Genomic DNA, 17,114 nt, shown 5'->3' with positions numbered 1-17,114 from the left:
CCTAAGCTGTTGGAGAACCAATTGCCTGTGTAGCTCAGTCTGGTAGAGCATCCGCTTCACACGCGGAAGGCCCGGGGATCGAGGCCCCGCGCAGGCACGAGGATCAGCTGGAGACAGCACCACAGAAGGCCCGTACCGATTCGTCGGTGCGGGCCTTCTGCGTTGCCGGACCCCACCGGACCGGGTGTTCGTTCTGGGCGAACGCATCGAGGCTTAGCACTCGCAGGGACCGAGTGCTAATATTTTCGTAGTTGAGCGAAGGACGCTCAACCCCAGGAACCCACCTAACGGTGGCATACGCGAAGGAGTTGTTTCCAGTGGCCATGAAGTTCGATCCATTCCGCGAGCTGGACCGCGTTGCCGGCGCCCTCCTCGAGAGCCGTCCCGGACTCCGCCTCATGCCGATGGACCTCTACCGCGAGAAGGACCACTACGTCCTCGCCGCGGATCTCCCGGGCATCGACCCCGGATCGGTCGACATCGACGTGGACGGCCAGCTCCTGACCATCCGTGCGGAGCGCACCCTCCGCAGCGCCGAGGGCGTCAAGTGGCTGACCCGCGAGCGCGAGAGCGGCTCGTTCCTCCGCCAGCTCAGCCTGGGCCAGGGCGTCGACACCGAAGGCATCTCCGCCCGGTACGAGAACGGCGTCCTGAGCGTGATGATCCCCGTCAGCGAGCGCGCCAGGCCGCGCCGGATCGAGGTCGTCAGCGGCGAGGCGTCGACCCCGATCCAGTCGGGCACCGTCCAGGCCGGCACCGTCCAGGGCTCGGCCTCCGGCACCCAGGGCGCCGTCGAGTCCTGACCCCGCCGCGAGTACCCCCGACCGGCACCCCTACCAGCACCCCCGGGCTTCCCGCCCGGGGGTGCTTCGTCGTGAACCCCCTTGCGGGGGTACGCACCGGACACGAAGGATGGGGTCATGGACTTCACACCCAGCAAGGCAATCGTCACAGGCTCCGATTCCGGCATCGGCCGCGCCACGGCCATCGCCCTCGCAGCGGCCGGCTGCGACGTCGGCGTCACCTGGCACTCGGACCAGGACGGCGCCGAGGAGACCGCGCGCCTCGTCCGGGAGAAGGGCGTCCGGTCCGCCGTCGCGCAGCTCGACACCACGGACGCCCCGGCGTGCGGGGACGTCGTCGACCGGCTCGCCCAGGAGCTCGGCGGTCTCGACGTCTTCGTCAACAACGCGGGCGTCAACGGCGGCACCATGTTCATGGAGACCGACTGGGACACCTGGCGCGGCACCATGGGTGCCAACCTCGACGGCGCGTTCGTCTGCATCCAGCGCGCGGCCCGGCACATGATCGACGGCGGCAAGGGCGGGCGCATCATCGCCGTCACCAGCGTCCACCAGGAGCAGCCGCGCGTCGGCTCGGCGGCCTACGACGCCTCGAAGCACGGCCTCGGCGGCCTGATCCGCACCATCGCGCTCGAACTGGCCGACCGCGGCATCACGGCGAATGCTGTCCTGCCCGGGGAGATCAACACCCCCATGAACGCGTCGGCGGACCAGGACCCGCGCACCATGGACCGCCCCGGCATCCCCGTGGGCCGGCCGGGAGCGCCCGAGGAGATCGCCGACGTCGTCGCGTTCCTCGCATCCGGCGCCTCCAGCTACGTCAACGGTGCGTCGTTCGTAGTCGACGGCGGCATGCTCCTGATGGGCCCGCAGGCCGGATCGCACCTCACGAGCGGGGACTGGCGCACCCTCTGATCAGGAAAGTGTGAGGAACACCACAGTCTTCAGCGCACGTTCATGCCGCGTTCAGGAGGGGTGGCTAGCGTGGGAGTCCCGTACCCCTGCGAAAGGCCCGCCATGGACTCCCCCCTCCCCCCGGCCAGTGATGCCGACCTGCAGGACTGGTCGGGCTTCAAGCGCGGCGAGCACGTCACGCTCCAGCACGCGGCGGGGGCGCAGCTCCGCGGCGTCCTGGACATGAGGACCGACGACGCGTCCGTGGTGTGGATCCAGCTGAACGACGGCGGTGGCCGCCGGCTCGTCCACCGGGCCGACGGCTACCGCCTGCGCCGCGGCTGATCCGCGGACGGAACACCCCGTCCACCTGATGTCCATCTTGGGTTCACCTTTTCGTCACCTGTAACGTGGCGGGGGTGAGAACCCGTGCACCCCTGTCGCTGTCCCTCGCCGTCGTCCTCGGTCTCACGGCCTGCGGCTCCGACTACCCGCTGGGCCCGGAGCAGGAAGCGGCGGCGCAGCGCGGGGACACGAGCCTGCAGGGCGCCGTGACCGCCTCAGGATCCTCCGCCCAGGGACCGGCCATGGACGCCTGGCGCTCGGGCTTCACCACCCTCAACCCGCGCGCGCAGGTGCAGTACTCGCCCGACGGCTCCGGCGCGGGACGCGGTGCGCTGCTCGCCGGGGCCGTGGGCTTCGCCGGCTCGGATGCCTACCTCAGCGACGAGGAGCTCGCCGAGTCCACACAGGCCTGCGGGCCGGGCGGCGCCTTCAACATCCCCGCCTACATCTCCCCGATCAGCATCGCGTTCAACCTGCCCGGCATCACGGAACTGGAGCTCGACGCCGCCACCGTGGCGAGGATCTTCCGGGGCGACATCGCGACGTGGGACGATCCCGCCATCGTGGCCCAGAACCCGGACGTGGACCTCCCCGCGCTGCCCGTCTCGGCGGTCAGCCGGTCCGACGACTCCGGCACCACCGAGAACTTCACGGACTACCTGCACGCCGTGGTGCCCGGAATCTGGACCGAGGAGCCCGACGGCTCCTGGCCGTCCGCCCTCGGGAACGAGAACGCCAAGGGCAACGCCGGCGTGGTCAGTACCGTGGCAGCCACTGCGGGAGCCGTGACCTACGCGGACGATTCCGCCGTCGGGGATCCCCTCGGCCGCGTGTCCCTGAAGGTCGGCGATGCCTACGTCCCGGCGGGCGCCGAAGCGGCCGCGGCCGCCGTCGACCTCGCGAGGCGCGTCCCGGGCCGCGCGGACTACGACATCGCACTCGACCTCGACCGGACCACCACCGCCCCCGGCGTCTACCCGCTGGTCCTCGTGTCCTATCACGTGTACTGCTCGCGCTACGAGAACGAGGCGACGGCCGGCGTCGTCCGCGCCTTCGGCACCTATGCGGTCAGCGCGGAGGGGCAGGCCGCGGCCGCGGACGCGGCGAGGAGCTCGCCCCTCTCGCCCGAACTGTCACAGCTGGCCACCGATGCGATCGCGTCGGTGGAGGTCGGCGAGATCCCCTAGGACACGGACGAGGCGGACCCCCGCAGGGATCCGCCTCGTTCTCGGCACGTGCGTCAGCCGACGCGCGGCCCACCCGAATCGGGGTCGTTCGTGGACGTGTCGGGCAGCGTATCGTTCGCCGGCGCCGCGTCCCCGCCACCTGTCGGCGGGGCGTCGACGTTCCCGCGCCAGGCGCCGGTCTCCCCGCCGCTCTTCTCGATGAACTGCTTGAACCTCTTGAGGTCGCCCTTCACCTGGGCGGCGTCGGCGTTCACCACCGCACCGACCTTCTCCGTGAAGGTCTCGGGGTGCCAGTCGATCTGCACCATGAGCCGCGTCGTGTTCGCGTCCAGGCGGTGGAAGGTCACCACGCCGGCGTGGGACTCGCCGTCGGTGCTCTTCCAGGCCACGCGCTCGTCCGGGTGCTGCTCGGTGATCTCGGCGTCGAACTCGCGCCGGACCCCGCCGATGCTCGTCACCCAGTGGGTGCGGGTGTCCGAGGTCTGCGTGATGGACTCGACCCCTCCCATGAAGTGGGGGAAGCTCTCGAACTGGGTCCACTGGTTGTACGCCGTGCTGACCGGTACTGCTACGTCGATAGATTCCTGCACTGAAGCCAAAAGGTTCCTCCTCGTAGAGACTCCGGCGCCGTCCCGGTCCCTGGACGGGGGTCGGGCACGGCTGACCGTAAGTACCCTTAGCGTAGGCAGATCGGTTGGAATTGACCAACGCGCAGGTCTAGGGTGAAAGGAGTCCACCCGGCGGGAATCGGCGTGTCCGGAGCCCGTCCGGAGCAGGAAATCGAGCACTGGAGGATTCATGAAGGCTTCACCCACCCTCACGGACAACATGCAAGCCGTCCTGGTCGACCTCATCGAACTGCACCTGCAGGGCAAGCAGGCCCACTGGAACGTGGTCGGCAAGAACTTCCGCGACCTCCACCTGCAGCTGGACGAGATCATCGACGATGCCCGCGCCTTCGCCGACGAGATGGCGGAGCGCATGCGCGCCCTGCACGCCGTGCCCGACGGCCGCAGCGTCGCCGTCGCCGAAGGCACTAAGATCCAGCCGTTCCCGGCCGGGCTCGTCTCCACCAAGGACACCGTGGGCCTCGTGGTCAACATGCTGAATGCCGCTGTGAACACCATGCGGGGCGTCCACGACCAGATCGACGAGGAGGACCCCACGACGGCGGACCTGCTGCACGGATTCATCGCGAAGCTCGAGCAGTACGCCTGGATGGTCGACGCCGAGAACATGGAGCCGACCGCCGAGGTCGTCACGCCCGTCGGCACGGAGAACGCGACCGTCTGACGCACGGCATCCTTCGTCCGATAGGAAGGGAGGCACCGACCGGTGCCTCCCTTCCCGCATCCGCGGTGGGGTTCCCGCTCCCGTCCCGCCACCAGAGAAGGACACCGCACATGGAAGCACCCCCCTGCCACGTGGTCGTCATGGGGATCTCCGGATCGGGCAAGACGACCATCGCCACGCGCCTCGCCGAGCAGCTCGGCTGGAGATTCGCCGAGGCCGACGACTTCCACCCGACCGCCAACATCACGAAGATGAGCTCCGGGACGTCACTCACCGACGAGGACCGCTGGCCATGGCTGGGCTCCCTGCGGGACTGGATGACGGCCCAGGCCCATGCGGGCCGCAGCACCGTGGTGACCTGCTCGGCCCTGCGGCGCTCCTACCGGGACATCCTCGTGCAGGCCGAGGGCAGCGTCAGATTCGTGCACCTGCTCGGCGACACCGGCCTGATCCTCGAGCGCATGAAGACGCGCAGCGGCCACTTCATGCCCGAATCGCTCCTGCCCTCCCAGGTCAGCACCCTCGAACCCCTGCAGCCGGACGAGCGGGGTGCCCGGATCGAGAACACCGGCACGCCCGACGCCGTCACGGCCACCGTCATCGACACGCTCGATCTCAGGTCCGGGTGCCGGTAGCTCCCCGCACCCGCCGGCAGGACCTCCGGCACGACCGCTAGCAGGTCCGGCGCTCCAGCGGAGGGCTCCTGCGGTTGTTGCGGGAGCATGGGCCCGATGCCACGGTGGAGGGAACGAGAGGAGCGTGGCAATGGACCCCGTAGAGCAGTGGTGGACACGCGTGGACATCGAGGCGAAGCAGTGGCTCCGGGAGCACAACGGTGCCGAGGATCTGCCGGAGTCCGTGAGGACGGCGATCACCGAAGCGGGTGGACCGGGGAGCGACGGGCTCGACGGCGACGCCTGGCAGTTCATCGACCTCCAGTCCGAGACCCCGGACTAGGCGGCGCGGCCATGCAGCAGAGGTTCGAGGGGAAGGTCGTCATCGTGACGGGCGCCGGTTCGGGCATCGGCGAGGCGACCGCCCGGCGGTTCGTCGCCGAGGGGGCCCGTGTGGTCCTGACGGATTCCGTCGCGGACAAGATCGACGCCGTCGTCGCATCCCTGCCCGACGCGCAGGCGACGGCGGTGGCCACCGACTCGTCCGACTACGGGCAGGTGGCCGTCATGGTGCAGGAGACCGTGCAGCGGTACGCCCGCCTCGACGTCCTCGTCAACAATGCGGGCACCATCACGCAGGGCACCGTCCAGGACACGAGCGTCGAGGACTGGCACCGCGTCATCGAGACCGACCTCTCCGGCGTGTTCTACGGGACGAAGGCGGCCCTGGAGTACCTGCTGGAGAGCAGGGGATGCATCGTCAACGTCTCCTCCGTGTCCGGCCTGGCCGCAGACTGGCGCATGAGCGCCTACAACGCGGCCAAGGGCGGAGTCAGCAACTTCACCCGCGCGGTCGCCCTGGACCACGGCAGGGACGGCGTGCGGGTGAACGCCGTCGCCCCCGGTTTCATCTGGACGGACCTCACGAGCGACGGCGGGCCGCACGAGCTCTCCGACGAGTTCGCCGCGCGCATCGCGCTCGGACGCGGCGGCCTGCCGGAGGAGGTCGCGGCCGCCATCACCTTCCTCGCAAGTGACGACGCGCGCTTCATCACCGGCGTGGTGCTCCCCGTGGACGGCGGCACGATGGCCAGCAACGGGCAGCCGGCCCAGGCCTGACGGGTGCACGACGTCGACAGGAGTCGACACGAGCCGACAGGACCCGGCCCCGGTGCTACAGCAGTGCCGCGAGGGAGCGGCCCACGGTGCGGCCGGAGAAGATGCACCCGCCCAGGAAGGTGCCTTCGAGCGCGTTGTACCCGTGGGCACCTCCCCCGCCGAACCCTGCGGCCTCCCCCGCGGCGTAGAGCCCGTGGATCGGTGCGCCTCCGGCAGTGAACGCCCTGCCGGTCAGATCCGTCTGGATGCCGCCCAGGGTCTTCCGGGTGATGATGTGCAGCTTCACGGCGATCAGCGGACCCGCTGCGGGATCGAGGATCCGGTGGGGGCGCGCGGTCCGCGTGAGCCGATCACCCAGGAAACGGCGCGAGTTGTGGATGCTCATGACCTGCGTGTCCTTGGAGTAGGCGTTGTCCATCTCCGCGTCCCGCTGCCGGATCTGCCGCTCGACGAGCCCGTGGTCGAGCAGCGGGGTGTCGGTCAGGGCGTTCATCGCGTCCACGAGGTCCTGCAGGGTGTCGGCGACGACGAAGTCCTCGCCGTTCCTCTTGAACGCCTCCACCGGCGGCGGCGCACCCTTGCCGAGCCGGCTCCGGAGCAGCAGCCGGACGTCCCGGTCCGTGAGGTCGGGATTCTGCTCCGACCCCGAGAGGGCGAACTCCTTCTCGATCATCGTCTGGGTGAGGATGAACCACGAGTGGTCGTACCCGGCGATGTCGGGCGTGGTGCGGAGGATCCGCAGCGTGCCCAGGGTGTCGTGTCCCGGCAGGCCCGGGGCGGGCAGGCGCCGCCCGAGGGCGTCGAACCACATCGACGACGGGCCCGGCAGGATCCGGATGCCGTGCTGCGGCCACACCGGATCCCAGTTCCGCACACCCTCCGTGTAGTGCCACATGCGGTCCCGGTTGACCAGGCGGACCCCGGCGTCGGCCGCGATGTCGAGCATCCTGCCGTCCACGTGCTCCGGGACACCGGTGATCATGGCCGACGGCGGCGTGCCCAGGCGCGCCGGCCACCAGGCGCGGATCTGCTCGTGGTTCCCGCCGATCCCGCCGCTCGCGATCACGACCGCCTGCGCCCTCAGCTCGAAGCCGCCGGTCTCCTCGCGGTTCGAGGAGATACCGCGGGCGGCGTCGTCGGGCGCCAGGACCGTCCCGTGCACACCGGTCACGGTGTCCCCGTCGAGGATCAGACCGTCCACCCGGTGGCGGAAACGGAAGGTCAGCGACCCCTCCTCGGCGGCGGCCCGCGCCTTGTCGGCGAAGGGCTCGGAGATCCCGGTCCCCGTACCCCACGGCACGTGGAAGCGGGGCACGGAGTTGCCGTGGCCCGCCGCCGTCCCGCTCCCCCGCTCGGCCCAGCCCACGAGCGGCGTGAACTTCACGCCCTGCTCCTCGAGCCAGGGCCGCTTCTCCCCGGCGGCGAACTCGACGTACGCGCGGCCCCACTGCGCGGCCCACTCGTCCTCCGGCAGTTCGCCGTCGAGCCGGTCCCAGCCGGCGGAACCCTGCCAGTCCTGCCAGGCGAGGTCGAACGAGTCCTTCACGCCGAGGCGCCGCTGCATCGGGGTGTCGACGAGGAAGATCCCGCCGAAGGACCAGAACGCCTGCCCACCGAGGTTCCGGGCATTCTCCTGCTCGACGACCACCACCTTCAGGCCCGCCCTGACCAGCTCGTTGCTCGCGACGAGTCCCGCGAGCCCGGCACCGATGATGAGAACGTCTGCGTCCATGGGCTGCTCCGGGTCGTGGCGGGCGGTCACTGCACGGTGTGACCGGAAGGTCCATTCTGCACTGGAGCCCCGGCGTGGGAGGTCAGCGCCGCTTGCCCCGCGTGCCGGACGGGCGGGCCGGTTTCCCCGGCTGCTTCCCGGCCTGCTGTTTCACGCCCTGCTGCTTCCCCGGCTGCTTCCCGGCTGCGGCCTTCTTCGCTGCCGCCTTCTGCGAGGCGCTCTTCTTCGGTGCCTCGCGCTGCGAGGGCTGCCGCGAGCTCTGGGCCGTCCGTCCGCGGACGATGCCGATGAACTCCTCGACGTCGTCGGACTCGTCCTCCATGCGCCAGGCGATGCCGATCGTGGTGGCGGGCAGGCCGGGGACGGGCCGGTGGACGGCGTCCTTCCGCGCGTACAGGCGGGCCAGGGACATCGGCAGGACCACGACGCCGGCGCCCGAGGCCGCCACCTCCACGGCCGTCCTCGGGCCACCGCACCCGACGACGTCGAGCAGGGTCTCCCCCTCGAGCTCCTCGAGCGGCACGTCCTCGTAGAGCGAGAGCTCGTTCTCCCGCGACATGACGGCCACGGGCTGTTCCTCGTAGAGGGGGATCAGGTGGAGCCCGGTGCGGTCCACGGGCAACCGCACGAAGACGACGTCGTCGGATGCGTCCCGGAGTGCCGCCAGGGCGTCGTCGTGCTGGTGGAGTTCCAGGGGGATCTCCGGATGCCGCTCGCGCCACCGCGCCACCCACTTGCCGGGGGTGACACCCGGGACGAAGCCGACGGACAGGATTCGGGGCTGGTCGGCGGGCACCTCATCACAGTAGCGCCTGCCGCTGCGCCGCGGACGTGGCCGTTAAGCTGGGACCATGAATCCCCCGAAGACCCCCCAGACCCTGAAGCCCGCCACCGCGGCCAAGAAACTGGGCATCTACCTGCCCGCCGCTCCCCAGGGCTTCCAGGAGACCGAGCTGACGCGCGCGGAGTTCAACGAACTGCAGCAGACCCCGCCCGAGTGGCTCGCCGAGTTGCGTCGCACCGGCCCGCACCCACGCCCCGTCGTCGCCCAGAAGCTCGGCATCTCCATCGGCGGGCTGGCTCGTGGCGGGATCACCGACCCCCTGACGAGCGAGCAGATCACCGCCCTGCTGCAGGACCCGCCCGCCTGGCTGGTCGCCGAGAGGTCCACGCAGGCCGCGGTCCGCGCTGAGGCCGCACGGGTCAAGGAGCGCGACACCGCGCGCAAGGAGACCGACGCCTGAGGTTGATCCCTCCGGGCCGCCCGGCTGCTCGTTTTCCGCAGGCAGGGGAGCTGCCGGGGGGCGTCGCACGCGCGAGGAGCACGCCGCCTCGGGCCCCTGATTGCGCATTCCGATTACCACGGAAGACGTGTTTTCCTGCGCCGACACGCCGATTGACTTAATCGAACACGTATTCGAATATTAGGGAGTGACGCCTCCAGCCGCCGGCCATTCCCTCGCCTGGGATGAGCCTTCCCCCGACTCCGAGGACACGCACCACCCGAACCCCGCGGACCGCCGGGGGGCATCCACGGCGGATGTCGCCCTCGGCCTCCAGGCCCGCATCAACAGCATGCAGACCCGCAAGCTCGATTCCCGCCTCCTGCCCACGGTCCCTGCCCTCGCGCGGATCCTGCCCGGCGGCGGCCTCCAGTCCGGCGGCTCGTACACCGTCCGGAACTCGACCTTCCTCGCCATGGCCCTGCTCGCCGGTCCTTCCGCGACCGGCGCGTGGTGCAGCGTGGTCGGCATGCCGGACTTCAGCGTCGAGGCGGCGCAGGGTTTCGGGATCAACCTCGAACGCCTCATCCTGGTCCCCGATCCCGGGCCGCAGTGGCTCACCGTCACGGCGGCCCTCGTGGACGTCGTCTCGATCGTCCTGACCCGCTCCCCGGAACACCTCGCCCCCACCGAATGGGCCCGCCTCAGGGCGAGGCTGCGCCAGCGCGGCTCGGCCCTGATCACCCTGGGCAACTGGAAGCAGAGCGACTCCACGATCGGCGTGGCCGAGAGCGCATGGGAGGGGCTCGGCGCGGGGACGGGCCACCTCCGGGCGCGCTCCATGAAGATCACCGCCACCCAGCCCTCGGGGCGGCTCCGCCACGCCTATGTGGGACTCGCCGACCTGCAGGGGACCCCTGCGGACACCGCGTTCCCGGGCACGGCGTTCCCGGGAACCCCGCACGAGCAGCTGCAGCACGACGCCCCGAACGCGGCCGGGGCGGCCGGGACCCTGTTCGAGCCCCGGCTCATGAAGTCCTCATGACGTCCCCGCCGGCCACGCCTCCGGAGCCCCCAGGACCCACAGAACCTGCCGGGCCCGTTCCTGCCGCCGGGCCCACGGAGCCCGCCGGGCCCGCTCCTGCCACCCGGACCATGGTGCTCTGGTGCCCCGACTGGCCCATCACGGCGGCGCTGCGCGAGCACGCGTTGCCCGCCGAGACCCCGCTCGTCCTCGTGGACCGCGGGGAGGTCTTCGCGTCCTCCCCGGCGGCCCGGGAGGACGGCGTGAAGCGCGGGCTGCGCATCCGCGAGGCCCAGGCCCGCTGCACAGCGCTCGTGGCCCTCCCGTACGACCCGTCGCTCGACGAGCGCACCTTCGAGCCCGTGACCGCGGCCGTGGAGACCATCCTGCCCGGCGTGCAGGTCCTCCGCCCGGGACTGTGCGCCATCAGGGTCAAGGGCCCTGCGCGCTACTACGGGAGCGAGCGCGACGCCGCGGCCGTGGTCCAGCAGACGCTGGCCGCCATCGGCCTCACCGACGTGCGGATCGGCATCGCGGACGGGCCGTTCGCCGCGGAGCAGGCGGCCCGGGCCACCGACCAGCTGGACGACGACGTCGAGCAGCTGGTCGTCATCCCGCCGGGCGGCTCGCCCTGGTTCCTCGGCAGCTACCCCCTGGAGGTCCTCGAACAGCCCAGACTCGCCGTGCTGCTCAAACGCCTCGGTATCCGCTCCCTCGGCGACTTCGCGGCGCTCAAGGCCTCCGATGTCCGCAACCGCTTCGGCATCGAAGGGGCTATCGCCCACCGCCAGGCCAGCGGGCTCGACCACCGGAGCGTGGTGGCCCGGACGCCCCCGCCCCACCTCGACACCAGCGCCGATTTCGAGCCTCCCCTCGCCCGGATCGACCAGCTCGCCTTCGCCCTCAGGGCCCGGGCCGGCGAGTTCGTCGACGCCCTGCGCGAGGCCGGGCTCGTCTGCACGGCGCTGCAGGTCTCGCTGCACACGGAGGAGGGCGAGACGTCCGCGCGCCGGTGGCAGCACCCGCGCTGGTTCGACGCCGACGACGTCGTGGACCGTGTGCGCTGGCAGCTCCAGGGCACCAACGCCTCCGACCACGGACTCACCTCCGGCATCACGCGGGTCCACCTCGTCCCGGACATCGTCGAGGACCTCGGCGATCATGCGGACGGGCTCTGGGGGACGGGACCGGACGAGGGGATCCACCATGGGCTGGCCCGTGTGCAGAGCATGCTGGGCCACGGCGCGGTGCTCACCGCGATCATCGCCGGAGGACGCCTCCTGGCGGACCGCCGCGTGTACATCCCCTGGGGGGACGCCCCGGCGGGCCGGTCCGTGAAGATGCCCGTGAAGGACCGCAACCAGCCCTGGCCCGGGCGGCTGCCGGGCCCCGCCCCCGCCACCGTGTTCGCCGAACCCGTACCCGCCGCCGTCGTCGACGCGCACGGCAACCCGGTGGACGTGGACCCGCGCGGCCTCCTGAGCGCCGATCCGGCCTTCTTCAGCGCGGGGCCCGACGACGGCCGCCGGCCCGTGCACTCCTGGGCCGGCCCCTGGCCGATCAACGAGCGCTGGTGGGACCCGAAGGGGCGCGTGCTCAACCGCTTCCAGCTGGTGGACCACTCGGGATCCGCCTGGCTGCTGCTGCTCGAGGACCACGCATGGTGGCTGGAGGCCGGCTACGACTGAGGGGGGCCCCGCCACCCGCGACAACTACAGGACATCCAGACAGGGAGGGACGCCATGGGCTGGAACAATCCACCGATCCCCTGGTCGGATTTCGAACGGAATCTTTCGGCCACCCGGCCCGGAGCGCCACCCCTCGGGGCCGACGGCGGCGACAGCCCCGCCTGGTCGCGGAAGCGCCAGCCCTACACGGCTCCCGCGGAGGCCTCCGCCCCGGAGGGCCCGGTGGTGCCGTACGCCGAACTGCACGTCCACTCCAACTTCAGCTTCCTCGACGGCGCCTCGAGTCCCGAGCACCTCGCCGAGGAGGCCCAGCGGCTCGGGCTCACCGGCATGGCCCTGACCGACCACGACGGCCTGTACGGTGCGGTGCACTTCGCGGAGGCCGCCGAGAAGTACCCGGGCTTCTCGACCCTGTACGGCACGGAGCTGTCCCTCGGCCTGTCCAAGCCGCAGAACGGCGAAGCCGATCCGGAAGGGCGGCACCTGCTGGTCCTGGCCCGTGGATCGGCCGGCTACCACCGCCTGTCCACGGCCATCACCGAGGCCCAGCTGGCCGCTGACGCCGAGAAGGGCAAGCCCCGCTACAGCCTGGAGCGCCTGGCCGGGCATGCCGCCGGGCAGTGGCTGATCCTCACGGGCTGCCGGAAGGGGGCGGTCCGCTCGGCGCTCGTCGCGGACGGGGAGGCGGCGGCCGAGGCCGAGCTGCGGGTACTCGTGGACCTGTTCGGCCGGGACTCGGTCGCCGTCGAGCTCATCAACCAGGGCAACCCGCTCGACACCGCCCACAACGACGCCCTGGCCGCGCTCGCGGCCCGCCTGGACCTGCCCACGGTCGCGACCAACAACGTGCACTACGCGACACCGAAGCAGCACCGCCTCGCCTCGGCCCTGGCCGCCGTCCGGGCCCGCCGCAGCCTGGACCAGATGGACGGCTGGCTGCCCGCGGCCGGTGCCGCGCACCTGCGCAGCGGCGCGGAGATGGCGCGGCGGTTCAGGGCTTACCCCGGCGCGGTGGAGCGCACCGTGGACATCGCCGCCGATCTCGCCTTCACCCTCCGGAGCGTCAAGCCGGGACTGCCGAACATCGACCTCCCGGAGGGCCACACCCAGATGAGCTACCTCCGTGAACTCGTCCGGCAGGGCGCCGACAGGCTCTACGGGGGCAGGGACGACGTGCGCGAGCGGATCGAACGCGAACTGGCGGTGATCGAGGACAAGAACTTCCCCGGGTACTTCCTGATCGTCCACGACCTCGTGCACTACGCGCGCCGCAACGGGATCCTGTGCCAGGGGCGGGGATCGGCGGCCAACTCGGCGGTCTGCTACCTGCTCGGGATCACGGCCGTCGATTCCATCAAGTACCAGCTGCCCTTCGAGCGGTTCCTCTCGAGCATGCGCGACGAGGAACCGGACATCGACGTGGACTTCGACTCGGACCGCCGCGAGGAGGTCATCCAGTACGTCTACCGCAAGTACGGGCGCTTCAACGCCGCGCAGGTGGCCAACGTCATCACCTATCGTCCCAAGTTCGCCGTCCGGGACATGGCCAAGGCCCTGGGCCACAGCCCCGGGCAGCAGGATGCCTGGTCGCGGCAGATCGAGCGGTGGGGCGGCCTCGTCTCGAGCAGCGACCACGACATCCCCGACGCCGTGGTGGACCTGGCGCAGGAGGTCCTGAGGTTCCCGCGCCACCTGGGCATCCACTCCGGCGGGATGGTGCTCACGGACCGGCCGGTGGGAGAGGTCTGCCCTATCGAGCACGGCCGCATGGACGGCAGGACGGTGCTCCAGTGGGACAAGGACGACTGCGCCTGGATGGGACTCGTGAAGTTCGACCTGCTGGGCCTCGGCATCCTCGCGGCCATCCAGTACAACTTCGACCTCGCGGAGCGGCACTTCGGCGAGGCGTGGGAGCTGCACACCATCCCCAAGGAGGAGCAGGGCGTGTACGACATGCTGTGCTTCGCGGACTCGGTGGGCGTCTTCCAGGTGGAGAGCCGCGCCCAGATGGGCATGCTCCCGCGCCTGCAGCCCCGCCAGTTCTACGACCTCGTGATCGAGGTGGCCCTCGTGCGGCCCGGCCCCATCCAGGGCGGCGCCGTGCACCCGTACATCAAGCGGAAGATGGGCGAGGAGGAGGTCCGGTACATCCACCCCGACCTCAGGCCCGTCCTCGAACGGACCCTCGGGGTGCCGCTCTTCCAGGAGCAGCTCATGCAGATGGCCATGGTGGTGGGCGGCTGCTCGGGAGCGGACGCGGACCTCCTGCGCCGCGCCATGGGCTCCAAGCGGGGCGAGGAGCGGATCGACTCCCTCAAGGCGAAGCTGTACGAGGGCATGGCGTCCAACGGCATCACCGGCGATGTCGCCGACACCATCTACAACAAGATCCATGCCTTCGCGAACTTCGGTTTCGCGGAGAGCCACTCGATCAGCTTCGCGCTGCTGGTCTACGTCAGCGCCTGGCTGCGCCTGCACTACCCGGGCGCGTTCCTCGCCTCGCTCCTGCGCGCCCAGCCCATGGGGTTCTACTCGCCGCAGACGCTCGTGGCCGACGCCCGACGCCACGGCGCCGTCGTCCTGCGCCCCGACATCCTGCACTCGGGGGTGCACGCCGACCTCGAACCGCTCGAGGGCTACGACCCGCCGGAGGACCCCCGCGCGCGGACCACCGGCATGGACTGCTGCGTCGAGGACGAGCAGGCGCCCGTCGGGTACTTCGACCCGGACACGCCGTTCGATTCCACGCCCCACCGCCGCGACGGCAACTACGCCGTGCGGCTGGGACTCGCCAGCGTGGAATCCCTCGGGGTGAAGCTCGCCGAGAGGATCGTCGCGGAGCGGGAACGGAACGGGCCCTACGAGGACATGCCGGACCTGGCGCGCCGCACCGGCGTCAACACGGGCCAGCTCGAGGCCCTGGCGGCGTCGGGCGCCTTCGACTCGATGGGCCTCAGCCGCCGGGAGGCGCTGTGGAACGCCGGCCCCGCAGCCACGGAGCGCGAAGGCCAGATCAAGGGGACCGCCGTCTACATCCAGCCCCCGCTGATGCCCGAGCTCTCCGACATCGACAAGGTGGGCTCCGACCTCTGGTCGACGGGCATCACCCCGGACGACCACCCGGTACGCCACGCCAGGGGACGGCTGCAGCGCCGCGGTGCCCTGACCGCCGTGCAGCTGAGGACGGCGGAGTCCGGTCGGCGGATCGAGGTGGCGGGAGTGGTGACGCACCGGCAGCGGCCGGCGACGGCGAGCGGCATCACGTTCATGAACCTCGAGGACGAGACAGGGCTGGTCAACGTCATCTGCTCCGTGGGGGTGTGGCAGCGCTACCGCCGGGTGGCGCGGGAGGCCAGCAGCGTGATCGTGCGCGGCGTCCTCGAGCGGTCCTCGGAGGGGGTCGTCAACGTCGTCGCCGACCGCATCGAGGTCCTGCAGCTCAAGGCGACCACCAGGTCCCGCGACTTCCGCTGACGCGTGCCGGTCCAGCACCCCGGCCGGGATACGACGAAGGGCCCCCGCCGGGCGGGGGCCCTTCGTCGTCTACCACCTGTGCGCGAGGGGGGATTTGAACCCCCACACCCTTTCGGATACTGGCACCTGAAGCCAGCGCGTCTGCCGTTCCGCCACTCGCGCAATTTCGAGATCCAACTCCAGACGCAGGGCGCCGGTGTTGTGAACAGCAGAATCAAGCATAGCGGAGCCGTGCTGGAATCACCTAAACGGCGCCGTCCTCCCGGGCGGGGCCGCCTTCGTCCCGGCGGCCGTGAGCATGGATCGTTAGGACAAAGTAATGCTCGGGGCCCGCCGGTGAAGCCCATTCCCGAGGGCTCCCAGTAGTATCGGATGGGACATGCCCGGCCGGAGATCGCCGTCTCCAGGGCCGGGACAAGCCCCGCAGCACACCGCTGGCGGGGTCTCACACCACAGTGCGACACGAGGGAGGAGGCGACGCATGGGCATTCTCGACAACGTGGAGCGCGGGCTCGAGAAGCTGGTCCGGGGAGCCTTCACCACGGGTTCCCGGTCCCAGGTGCAACCCCTCGAGATCGCCAGCGCCCTGCGCAAGGAACTGGACACCAGGTCCCTCGTCCTGTCCCAGGGCCGCACCCTCGCCCCCAACGTCTTCACGGCGCGCCTGTCAGATTCCGACTTCGAACTCGCCCAGCAGTGGGGGTCGGCCCTCGCCGAGGAACTGTGCGACGTCGTCATCGCGCACGTCAACAGCCAGCAGTACAGCCTCCAGGGACCGGTCCGCGTCTCCTTCGAGCACGATCCTGACCTGAAGGCGGGCGTCTTCGAGATCGACTCGTCCATCGAGAAGCAGGCGGCCGCCCGCCGGCCGGCCGGACCGGCCGCCCCCGCCGCGCCACGGCGCCAGCCCACGCGCTACCAGCCCATCCTCGAGATCGACGGACAGCGCTACTCGATCAACACCGGGTCCATCGTGCTCGGACGGTCCTCCGAGGCGGACATCCCGGTCGACGACACCGGCGTCTCCCGGCGCCACCTCGAGATCCGGGCGCTCGAGGGACGCTTCTACGCCGTCGACCTCGGCTCCACCAACGGCAGCTACGTGAACGGCCGGCGTGTCGACGGGCGTGCGGAACTCACGGACGGCTCCACCATCACGATGGGGCGCTCCCGCCTGACCTTCCGCCTGGTGGCCACGCAGGACGGAGGGCTCCAGCCATGAGCGAGGCCGGGGAACTGACCGTCACGCTCCTGCGCTTCGGCTTCCTGCTCCTGCTGTGGGTCCTCGTCCTCAGCACGGTCGGAGCGCTGCGTCGCGACCTCGTGGTGGGCCGGCGCAACAAGGTCGGCACACCGACGGCGCGTGAGATCCGCAGGAACCCCGAACTCGTGGAGGAACCGGCACCGGCACGCCCCTCCGCGCGCCACCTCGTCGTCACGGAGGGCCCTCTCACCGGGACCACGCTGGATCTCGCCGCGAGCCCCATCCTCCTCGGCCGCGCCCAGGAGGCCACCCTCGTCCTCGAGGACGACTACGCATCGGGACGCCACGCGCGCCTCTTCCCGCAGGGCAGCCGGTGGTTCGTCGAGGACCTCGGCTCCACCAACGGCACCTACCTCGCGGGGACCCAGCTCACCCGCGCCCTGCCCGTCGAACCGGGCGTCCCCATCCGGATCGGTAAGACGGTCATCGAATTGAGGCCGTAGGCGTGCCGCTC

17 protein-coding genes and 2 tRNA genes are annotated in these 17,114 nt (G+C 70.9%); 15 read left to right on the top strand and 4 right to left on the bottom strand.

Annotated features, from left to right (window positions below; all coding sequences use genetic code 11):
• Positions 1 to 23 precede the first annotated feature (23 nt).
• The 5 genes from V6S67_RS00215 to pstS all read left to right on the top strand — a co-directional run bounded on the left by V6S67_RS00215 (position 24) and on the right by pstS (position 3,229).
• Positions 24 to 97: transfer RNA gene (locus tag V6S67_RS00215), tRNA-Val, on the top strand.
• 226 nt (positions 98 to 323) lie between these two features.
• On the top strand, positions 324 to 803 hold the full coding sequence (locus tag V6S67_RS00210; protein WP_334208329.1) for an Hsp20/alpha crystallin family protein: 480 nt from the start codon (positions 324 to 326) through the stop codon (positions 801 to 803).
• A gap of 117 nt (positions 804 to 920) precedes the next feature.
• Entirely contained in the window at positions 921 to 1,718 is a 798-nt protein-coding gene (locus V6S67_RS00205) for an SDR family oxidoreductase (protein ID WP_334208328.1), read from the top strand.
• A 102-nt stretch (positions 1,719 to 1,820) separates the two neighbouring features.
• Complete coding sequence (locus V6S67_RS00200) at positions 1,821 to 2,042, top strand: hypothetical protein (protein WP_334208327.1); 222 nt, start codon at positions 1,821 to 1,823, stop codon at positions 2,040 to 2,042.
• 74 nt (positions 2,043 to 2,116) lie between these two features.
• The gene (pstS, locus tag V6S67_RS00195) at positions 2,117 to 3,229 is read left to right on the top strand and encodes a phosphate ABC transporter substrate-binding protein PstS (RefSeq protein WP_334208326.1); all 1,113 of its coding nucleotides are present in this window, start codon (positions 2,117 to 2,119) and stop codon (positions 3,227 to 3,229) included.
• Between the two features lie 53 nt (positions 3,230 to 3,282).
• Here pstS and V6S67_RS00190 read toward each other — a convergent pair whose 3' ends face one another.
• Positions 3,283 to 3,819: an SRPBCC family protein gene (locus V6S67_RS00190; protein WP_334211477.1), complete on the bottom strand. Its 537-nt coding sequence runs from the start codon at positions 3,817 to 3,819 to the stop codon at positions 3,283 to 3,285.
• 208 nt (positions 3,820 to 4,027) lie between these two features.
• On the opposite strand from V6S67_RS00190, the gene V6S67_RS00185 reads away from it, so the two are divergent.
• From V6S67_RS00185 to V6S67_RS00170, 4 genes are all read left to right on the top strand, one after another.
• Complete coding sequence (locus V6S67_RS00185) at positions 4,028 to 4,522, top strand: Dps family protein (protein ID WP_334208325.1); 495 nt, start codon at positions 4,028 to 4,030, stop codon at positions 4,520 to 4,522.
• A 110-nt stretch (positions 4,523 to 4,632) separates the two neighbouring features.
• Entirely contained in the window at positions 4,633 to 5,157 is a 525-nt protein-coding gene (locus tag V6S67_RS00180) for a gluconokinase (protein WP_334208324.1), read from the top strand.
• 130 nt (positions 5,158 to 5,287) lie between these two features.
• A complete protein-coding gene (locus tag V6S67_RS00175) occupies positions 5,288 to 5,479 on the top strand; it encodes a hypothetical protein (RefSeq protein WP_334208323.1) in 192 nt (63 codons plus the stop codon).
• Positions 5,480 to 5,490: 11 nt separating this feature from the next.
• On the top strand, positions 5,491 to 6,255 hold the full coding sequence (locus V6S67_RS00170; RefSeq protein ID WP_334208322.1) for an SDR family NAD(P)-dependent oxidoreductase: 765 nt from the start codon (positions 5,491 to 5,493) through the stop codon (positions 6,253 to 6,255).
• A gap of 55 nt (positions 6,256 to 6,310) precedes the next feature.
• On the opposite strand, the gene V6S67_RS00165 is transcribed toward V6S67_RS00170, so the two are convergent.
• Together V6S67_RS00165 and V6S67_RS00160 are read right to left on the bottom strand one after the other, a co-directional pair.
• Positions 6,311 to 7,987, bottom strand: coding sequence for an FAD-binding dehydrogenase (locus V6S67_RS00165; protein ID WP_334208321.1), 1,677 nt, complete (start codon positions 7,985 to 7,987; stop codon positions 6,311 to 6,313).
• An 82-nt stretch (positions 7,988 to 8,069) separates the two neighbouring features.
• Positions 8,070 to 8,783 carry a LysR substrate-binding domain-containing protein gene (locus tag V6S67_RS00160; protein WP_334208320.1) on the bottom strand — a complete coding sequence of 238 codons (714 nt, stop codon included), beginning with the start codon at positions 8,781 to 8,783 and terminating at the stop codon, positions 8,070 to 8,072.
• Between the two features lie 55 nt (positions 8,784 to 8,838).
• Between V6S67_RS00160 and V6S67_RS00155 the strand changes: the two genes are divergently transcribed.
• The 4 genes from V6S67_RS00155 to V6S67_RS00140 all read left to right on the top strand — a co-directional run bounded on the left by V6S67_RS00155 (position 8,839) and on the right by V6S67_RS00140 (position 15,396).
• Positions 8,839 to 9,231, top strand: coding sequence for a DUF5997 family protein (locus tag V6S67_RS00155; protein ID WP_334208319.1), 393 nt, complete (start codon positions 8,839 to 8,841; stop codon positions 9,229 to 9,231).
• Positions 9,232 to 9,418: 187 nt separating this feature from the next.
• The gene (locus V6S67_RS00150; protein WP_334208318.1) at positions 9,419 to 10,255 is read left to right on the top strand and encodes a hypothetical protein; all 837 of its coding nucleotides are present in this window, start codon (positions 9,419 to 9,421) and stop codon (positions 10,253 to 10,255) included.
• A complete protein-coding gene (locus V6S67_RS00145) occupies positions 10,252 to 11,922 on the top strand; it encodes a DNA polymerase Y family protein (protein WP_334208317.1) in 1,671 nt (556 codons plus the stop codon). Before V6S67_RS00150 ends, V6S67_RS00145 begins: the two co-directional genes overlap by 4 nt.
• Positions 11,923 to 11,976: 54 nt before the next feature.
• Positions 11,977 to 15,396, top strand: a complete 3,420-nt coding sequence (locus V6S67_RS00140; protein WP_334208316.1) for an error-prone DNA polymerase — start codon at positions 11,977 to 11,979, stop codon at positions 15,394 to 15,396.
• Between the two features lie 79 nt (positions 15,397 to 15,475).
• Here the strand turns inward: V6S67_RS00140 and V6S67_RS00135 are convergent.
• Positions 15,476 to 15,558: transfer RNA gene (locus V6S67_RS00135), tRNA-Leu, on the bottom strand.
• A 319-nt stretch (positions 15,559 to 15,877) separates the two neighbouring features.
• On the opposite strand from V6S67_RS00135, the gene V6S67_RS00130 reads away from it, so the two are divergent.
• Both V6S67_RS00130 and V6S67_RS00125 read left to right on the top strand, forming a co-directional pair.
• Entirely contained in the window at positions 15,878 to 16,618 is a 741-nt protein-coding gene (locus V6S67_RS00130; protein WP_334208315.1) for a DUF3662 and FHA domain-containing protein, read from the top strand.
• Positions 16,615 to 17,103 carry an FHA domain-containing protein FhaB/FipA gene (locus tag V6S67_RS00125; RefSeq protein WP_334208314.1) on the top strand — a complete coding sequence of 163 codons (489 nt, stop codon included), beginning with the start codon at positions 16,615 to 16,617 and terminating at the stop codon, positions 17,101 to 17,103. Before V6S67_RS00130 ends, V6S67_RS00125 begins: the two co-directional genes overlap by 4 nt.
• The last annotated feature ends 11 nt before the right edge of the window (positions 17,104 to 17,114 follow it).

Source organism: Arthrobacter sp. Soc17.1.1.1 (assembly GCF_036867195.1).
Lineage (GTDB): Bacteria > Actinomycetota > Actinomycetes > Actinomycetales > Micrococcaceae > Arthrobacter_D.
Note: the sequence above shows the minus strand (reverse complement) of the source record. Positions and strands in the feature narration are given on the sequence as shown.

What these genes read in the sequence shown, in the direction of transcription:
- V6S67_RS00180 (WP_334208324.1), top strand. Translation starts at nt 4,633, where the DNA reads ATGGAAGCACCCCCCTGCCACGTGGTCGTCATGGGGATCTCCGGATCG.
- V6S67_RS00140 (WP_334208316.1), top strand. Translation starts at nt 11,977, where the DNA reads ATGGGCTGGAACAATCCACCGATCCCCTGGTCGGATTTCGAACGGAAT.
- V6S67_RS00210 (WP_334208329.1), top strand. Translation starts at nt 324, where the DNA reads ATGAAGTTCGATCCATTCCGCGAGCTGGACCGCGTTGCCGGCGCCCTC.
- V6S67_RS00170 (WP_334208322.1), top strand. Translation starts at nt 5,491, where the DNA reads ATGCAGCAGAGGTTCGAGGGGAAGGTCGTCATCGTGACGGGCGCCGGT.
- V6S67_RS00185 (WP_334208325.1), top strand. Translation starts at nt 4,028, where the DNA reads ATGAAGGCTTCACCCACCCTCACGGACAACATGCAAGCCGTCCTGGTC.
- V6S67_RS00155 (WP_334208319.1), top strand. Translation starts at nt 8,839, where the DNA reads ATGAATCCCCCGAAGACCCCCCAGACCCTGAAGCCCGCCACCGCGGCC.
- V6S67_RS00165 (WP_334208321.1), bottom strand. Translation starts at nt 7,987, where the DNA reads ATGGACGCAGACGTTCTCATCATCGGTGCCGGGCTCGCGGGACTCGTC.
- V6S67_RS00130 (WP_334208315.1), top strand. Translation starts at nt 15,878, where the DNA reads ATGGGCATTCTCGACAACGTGGAGCGCGGGCTCGAGAAGCTGGTCCGG.
- V6S67_RS00145 (WP_334208317.1), top strand. Translation starts at nt 10,252, where the DNA reads ATGACGTCCCCGCCGGCCACGCCTCCGGAGCCCCCAGGACCCACAGAA.
- V6S67_RS00200 (WP_334208327.1), top strand. Translation starts at nt 1,821, where the DNA reads ATGGACTCCCCCCTCCCCCCGGCCAGTGATGCCGACCTGCAGGACTGG.
- V6S67_RS00205 (WP_334208328.1), top strand. Translation starts at nt 921, where the DNA reads ATGGACTTCACACCCAGCAAGGCAATCGTCACAGGCTCCGATTCCGGC.
- V6S67_RS00125 (WP_334208314.1), top strand. Translation starts at nt 16,615, where the DNA reads ATGAGCGAGGCCGGGGAACTGACCGTCACGCTCCTGCGCTTCGGCTTC.
- V6S67_RS00175 (WP_334208323.1), top strand. Translation starts at nt 5,288, where the DNA reads ATGGACCCCGTAGAGCAGTGGTGGACACGCGTGGACATCGAGGCGAAG.